The sequence below is a fragment of the Rhodococcus sp. T2V genome (assembly GCF_029269925.1).
Taxonomy (GTDB): domain Bacteria; phylum Actinomycetota; class Actinomycetes; order Mycobacteriales; family Mycobacteriaceae; genus Rhodococcus_F; species Rhodococcus_F koreensis.
In genome coordinates this window covers 1-6375 of the sequence record NZ_JARJBD010000198.1, presented here as the reverse complement: position 1 = coordinate 6375, position 6375 = coordinate 1, and the positions used below count along the sequence as shown (strand labels likewise).

Below are 6375 nucleotides of genomic sequence, written 5' to 3'. Positions count from 1 at the left end.
CTCCCACCAGCGCTAATCGCACCGAAGCCACAGCTATCTAGGAAACTCCCGCTAGCGGTTGCGCGCAGTGGGCGACGCCAGTCTGCGGCAATGGACTTGGGAGTCGATCACACCACTGTGTCGCGGCGTGTGCGTGCACTCGAAAAGGCACTGGGCGTCCGCCTGCTGCAGCGTAGTGCCGACAGTTGGGAACTCACCGATGTCGGGCGATCGGTCGCAGAGAAGGCGAGGCAGATCGAGGAAGCCGTCCAGGAAACAGCCGACGTCGTACTCGGAATCGGTGAGACCCTACGCGGGACAATTCGGGTCACCGCGCCGGACGGCTTCGGGGCACTGTTCGTCGCTCCCGCTCTGGCGAAATTGCGCATCAACCACCCACATCTCGTCATCGAACTAATCACGGCAACAAGGCAATTGAACCTACAACCGTCGGGTTTCGATATCGCGATCGCCGTCGGCGCTCCGATCAGCAGCCGGTTGGTCTCCGAGCGGATCTGTCACTACTCGCTGGGCTTGTACGCCAGCGAGGGCTACCTACGGGACTTCGGGGCGCCGACCACCCTGGAAGCGCTGAGGGTCCGCTGGTCTTCTTCGTCGATTCCCTGCTCCAGGTCGGTGACCTCGACCTCGACCGTCACCTTCCCGGAGTCACCGCGAAGTTCATGTCCACCAATATTTTCGCCCATGTCGCCGCCACCCGCGCGGGCGGCGGAATCGGCCTGCTGCCAGCATTCATGGCCGATCAGCATGACGATCTTCAACGGATCCTTGCCGATAAGGTCGAGGTCAGACTCGCCTTTTCGCTTGCAGCCCGACGGGAAAGCCTGACCAACCCGGCCGTGCAAGCGGTCCGCAAAGCGATCCAGGAAGAAGCCGTCAGGCGGCGGGACGAGTTGCTGCCCGGGCGATAGCGAGGGCACCTGTTCGTGCTCCTCGAGACGGGCAGGAACCCCGCGAAAGGACGGAATGCAGGAGTGCCTACCGGGCGTGTAGGTGCGGTGGTGATGCACCTACACGCTCACCGGTGGATTACGCCCGCGCAGAGATGCCGTGGTCGAGGCGGTCAGCGCTCTCGTCTGCGGCCAGCCAGTCGAGTATCTGCTCGGTGTGCTGTCCTAGTGTCGGCGGCGACAAGTGCTCCGTGCGCACCAGGGACCGCCCGTCCGCGGATTCCATCCGCAGCGACGGGCCCGGCAGCCGAACCGACCCGACTACGGGATGTTCGACTTCCACCAGAAGCCCCTGACTGCGGGTCTGATCCCAGTCGTACACCTCGTCGATTGTGCGGATCGACCCCGCGGGGACCCCGGCGGTCTCGAGGTCGTCGAGCACATCCGCTCGGGTGCGGGTGGAGAAGTCGGCCTCGATCGCCTCGATCAGCGCGTCGCGATGCGCGACCCGCTCCCGGTTGGTCGCGAACCGTGCGTCCTGCGTCGACAAGCCGGCGACCGGGGCGAATTTCGTCCAGATCGCCTCGCTGCCGATGGCGATCTGAACGTATCCGTCGGCGCAGCGGAAGCTGCCGTATGGCGCGATCTGCGGGTGGTGGTTGCCGGACCGTTGCGCGACCTGCCCGCCGACCGTCCACTTGGTGCCCTGGAAGGTGTGGGCACTGACGGCCGCCGCGAGCAGAGATGTGCGCACCACCATGCCCTTGCCGGTCTTTTCCCGCGAGGCCAGTGCGGCCGAGACACCTGTGGCGCCGTGGACACCGGCGAGGACGTCGGCGATTGGCACTCCAATCCGGGTGGGTTCCCCGTCGGGGTCACCGGTGACCGACATCAGCCCGGCCTCGCCCTGGGCGATCTGGTCGTAGCCGGCGCGGGATCCCTCCGGTCCGTCGTGTCCGAAGCCGGTGATCGACAACGTGATCAGCCGCGGGTTGAGCTCCTCGAGCATGCCGGCTGCAAATCCGAGCCGGTCGAACGCGCCGGGCCGGAGGTTTTCGATCAGCACGTCCGCCCGCCGGATCAGTTGGCGCAGCGCATCCTTGCCGTGCTCGCTCTTGAGGTCGAGCACGATCGATTCCTTGTTCCGATTCGCCGACATGAAATACGACGAATGGGGGTCGTCGGCGGGCCCGACGAACGGCGGCCCCCAGGTGCGGGAGTCGTCGCCGGAACCCGGTGCCTCGACCTTGATGACCCTAGCGCCGAGGTCGCCCAGCATCATTGCGGCGATCGGTCCTGCCAGCGCGCGGGAGAGATCGAGGACGAGGATGTCATTGAGTGGTCCGACAGTCATAGGGATCCGTTCCAGTCCGAAAGGGGCATAGGTCAGAGCGTGCGCAGGCGCACGTTGACCTGCTTGGTCTGGGTGAATCCGGCGATCATGCCCTCGAGCGACACCTCGCGGCCGAGGCCGCTCTGCTTGTACCCGCCGTAGGACTGGCCCATCATCTGGCCACCACCCTGATTGACTTGCACCCAACCAGTTTCGAGTGCGTGAGCGGTGGTCAGGGCGCGGTCGAGATCGTGCGTCCAGACATAGGCGGCCAGGCCGTAGTGTGAGTCGTTGGCCATCGCGACGACGTCGGCGTGGTCGGTCCACGGGATGGCGACGAGTGCGGGTCCGAAGATCTCCTCACGGGACAGGCGCCAGGAGTTGTCGGCGCCGGAGAAGACGGTCGGTCCCATGTAGTAGCCCTCGAAGTTGCCGAGCTTGGTGGGGGAGCCGTCGAGGGCCACGGAGACCTTCGTGGAGCTGCGACCGTCGTCGAGGTACTCGGACACCGACGCGAACTGTTTCTCGTTGATGAGGGCGCCCATGTCCGTGGACTCGGCGAGTGGATTGCCGACCTCAAGGCCGGAGAGGGTGTTCACGAGGCGATCCAGGACCTCGTCGTAGATGTCCTGGTGCAGGAAGAGCCGCGATCCGGCAGTGCAGCTCTACCCTTGCCGGTGCACGCGGGTCGACAGCAGCAACTGCTCGATGAAGGATTCGTCGATGTCGATGTCGGGGAACACGATCGACGGATTCTTGCCGCCGAGTTCGAGCGACACATGGGCGAGCCGTGCCCCGGCTTCGCGAGCAACCCGCCGTCCCACCTCAGTCGATCCGGTGAACGAGACCTTGTCGACGGCCGGATGCTGGACGAGGGCTTCGCCGGCAACGGCACCGGAGCCGGTGATGACGTTCAGAACGCCGGCGGGCAGGAACTCGGCGCAGATCTCGGCCAGAAGCAGCACACTCAGCGGGGCCGCTTCGGCCGCTTTGACGACCACGGTGTTTCCCGCCGCCAACGCGGCGGGGATCTTGAATCCAGCGATCATGAGCGGCGAGTTCCAGGGCAGGATGCAGCCGATGACACCGAGCGGCTCCTGGCGGGTGTACTGGAGCTGGTCGTCACCGGCAGGAAGGACCGTGCCTTTGATCTCTCCGGCGACACCGGAGAAGAACCGGAAAAGGTTCGACAGGGTGTGCACTTCGGGCCGGGCTTGAGTGCGTATTGCGTTCCCTGTATCGAGCGCGGTGAGTCGGGCGAGCTCTTCGGAGCGGGCGTCGATGGCGTCAGCGATCCGGCCGAGAATGCGCTGACGGGCAGTGAAATGCTGGGACCTCCACTGGGGGAAAGCCCGGTGCGCGGCGCGGACCGCACGGTCTGCGTCAGCGGCGCCGCCGGTGGGGACACGTCCGATCACGTGCCCTCGGCGGATCGGAGTGGTCACGTCCGTCCACTCGCCGGAGTGGGCTTCTGCCCATGCGCCGTCGATGAACATCGGGTAGTCGCGGGGCTCGGGAAGGCCGAGTTCGGGCTGGGAGGTCTCGGTGGAGGTCATGTGTGCATCTCCTTGGGGCGGGGCCCGGGTCTGAGGCGATAAGAGCGGGCGGGGCGAATGTGGGTAACTGACGGGTGATTACGCAAACCGGCTGCTTGACGGATGTGTTGCCGGCGAAGGCGGTGTGAAATCGGCTACGCAGTCGTTGTTTCCGTAGTGAGCGTGCGCGCGCGGATGGCGGTGACGATTGCGGAGAAGTCGCGGCCGGGACCGTCCTGTGCGACGAACTGCTCGTAGAGTTCCATGGCCCGCTTTCCGAGGGCTGTGTCGACTCCGTTACTCGCGGCTGCGGCCTGTGCGAGCCGCAAGTCCTTGAGCATCAGCGCACTGGCGAATCCGCCGGAGTAGTCGCGATTCGCGGGGCTGGTCGGAACCGGACCGGGCACCGGGCAGTTCGTGGTCAATGACCAACATTGCCCCGAGGCGGTGGAGGAGACGTCGAACAGCGCCTGGTCGGTCAACCCCAGCTCTGCGCCGAGGGCGAAGGCCTCGCTGACTGCGATCATCGAGATCCCCAAGATCATGTTGTTGCAGATCTTTGCCGCCTGCCCGGACCCGGATTGGCCGCATCGGACGATTCTTGCTCCCATCACGTCCAGGAACGGAGCGGCCTGATCGATGGCCTCGGACGCGCCGCCGACCATGAATGTGAGCGTGCCACCGTCCGCTGCCCCGGTGCCGCCGGACACCGGCGCATCAACGGCATGGTGACCTGCTCCTGTGGCGAGATTCGCCGCCTTTCGAGCGTCGGCTACATCGATCGTGGAGCAATCGAGGAACAGTGCCGGCTTCTCGGCAGCGGTGACCAGTTCGGTGTAGACATCGATCACATGCTTGCCGCTCGGAAGCATCGTGATGATCACCTCGGCGTTTCGGGCGGCATCGATGACGGATTCCGTAGCGAGGATTCCCCGCGCAGCAGCCTTCTCCGACGCCGCGGGCGAAGGATCGAACCCGGTCACGATGTGGCCGTGCTGCACCAGATTCGTGGCCATACCGAGTCCCATGTTGCCGAGTCCCAGAAAGGCGATCTTGCTCATTGCTACTCCTCGAGTATGTGGTGGTGGGCCGACATGGCACGGGCGATCCTGCGAGAGCATGTCGTTGCGTGCCCCGAACCGGCAATCGTGCAGTTGTGCAGCCAGACTGGAATCAGTGTGCCTGGCCGGAATCTGTCAAGGAATCACTGAATCTGCGACGGGGGTGTGCATTTTTGCATTGCTGCAGGCCAGGGGCTGAGATAGGAGAGGCCCGGCACAGGAGTGTTTCCCACCCACATCCCTCACCCCGTTCAATGTGGGTCGAATCGTCCAGCGCGGTAGTCGAGGAATGCCTGACGAATCTGTGCCTCGGTATTCATCACGAACGGCCCGCCCGCGACCACGGGCTCGTGTAGCGGTTCTCCCGCGCCGAGAAGAACTCGCAGATCCGTGACCGCGGTGACGCTGAGTTCGGTGTCATCGCCGCTTGTCGGGCGGTCCAGCCACAGAGTCTGCCCAGCCCGGCCGGCGGTGTGCGTCGCGCCGAATTCGCCATATCCTCCGAGAATATGGACGAACCCGTTGTAGGAACCAGGCAGGTCTTGCGTGAAGGCGGCACCCGCGGTCAGCCGCATTTCGACGACCGTCACCGGCACGTGGTTGAGTGTCGGTGACGTCACGCCGTTCGATGTGCCCGAATACACGGTCACCTCCACGCCTTCCGCAGAATGCCGCGGCATCGCGGCGGCGTGCAGATCCTGATACCGAGGGGTAGTCATCTTCTGTGCGGCAGGAAGATTCAGCCAGAGTTGCAGCAGGTGCACGCGCTCACCGGCAGGCGGTTCCTCGAGGTGGATAACACCACTGCCCGCGGTCATGAACTGAACGTCTCCGGGACCGAGAACACCGGAATTCCCACGATTATCGGTATGGGTGAGCGAACCCTCAATCACGTAGGTGATCGTTTCGATTCCTCGATGCGGGTGCATTCCGAAGGCGCCGATCCCGAAGTCGTCTTCCATCATGAGCAGAAACGGATCGTGGCGCGCCCAGTCGCCCGCCGGGATCATTGCCCGAGCTATGTGCTGGGACGAGTCCTTGATCAGAGCGGGATCGTCGACGTGGGCGATACGACGGGCGATAGGCATGACAGTAACGGGCTCGCGGTTCATGCCCATATTCCTTTCGAACTGGCTCCACGGTCGCCGGGGGACAGGCAACTCGTCACAGTGTGTTATCAAATATTGCACACCATGACGTGACCACGCCACCGCAGGAGGGCTCGGATCCGGCAACTGTATCGACTGCCGGGAGAACGCAATGGTCCCCGCCAATTTTTGGCGGTGCGCGCAAGAGGTATGTGGCCCGGGTCACGTAGCGTTTGTGGTGGTCGTACTCAGGATGTTGACACCGCAGGTGAAGGGCCACTTTCGCCACCGCGATCGTGTCCACGACGTACAAATCGAAGCTCCCTGTCTGGCCGATGGATGGCTCAGACGTCCCGTTGAATGAAAGAAGTGAGAACAGTGACTGCTACTGCGATGCCGCGCGACACCCGGGTTCTGTTGGCGGAGGCGGTGAAGATCGCTCCGGTGGTGGCCGAGGCGGCGCCGGAG

3 protein-coding genes and 2 pseudogenes are annotated in these 6375 nt (G+C 64.4%); 1 reads left to right on the top strand and 4 read right to left on the bottom strand.

The window, feature by feature from the left end; all coding sequences use genetic code 11:
• Window positions 1-15 precede the first annotated feature (15 nt).
• Window positions 16-911, top strand: a pseudogene (locus P3H15_RS55675) (LysR family transcriptional regulator).
• Window positions 912-1029: 118 nt separating this feature from the next.
• Here P3H15_RS55675 and P3H15_RS52790 read toward each other — a convergent pair.
• The 4 genes and pseudogenes from P3H15_RS52790 to P3H15_RS52775 all read right to left on the bottom strand — a co-directional run bounded on the left by P3H15_RS52790 (window position 1030) and on the right by P3H15_RS52775 (window position 5931).
• A complete protein-coding gene (locus P3H15_RS52790; RefSeq protein ID WP_276144624.1) occupies window positions 1030-2244 on the bottom strand; it encodes a CaiB/BaiF CoA-transferase family protein in 1215 nt (404 codons plus the stop codon).
• A gap of 32 nt (window positions 2245-2276) precedes the next feature.
• Window positions 2277-3719, bottom strand: a pseudogene (locus tag P3H15_RS52785) (aldehyde dehydrogenase family protein).
• Between the two features lie 194 nt (window positions 3720-3913).
• Window positions 3914-4819, bottom strand: a complete 906-nt coding sequence (mmsB, locus tag P3H15_RS52780) for a 3-hydroxyisobutyrate dehydrogenase (protein ID WP_276144623.1) — start codon at window positions 4817-4819, stop codon at window positions 3914-3916.
• 251 nt (window positions 4820-5070) lie between these two features.
• The gene (locus P3H15_RS52775; RefSeq protein WP_276144622.1) at window positions 5071-5931 is read right to left on the bottom strand and encodes a pirin family protein; all 861 of its coding nucleotides are present in this window, start codon (window positions 5929-5931) and stop codon (window positions 5071-5073) included.
• Between the last annotated feature and the right edge of the window lie 444 nt (window positions 5932-6375).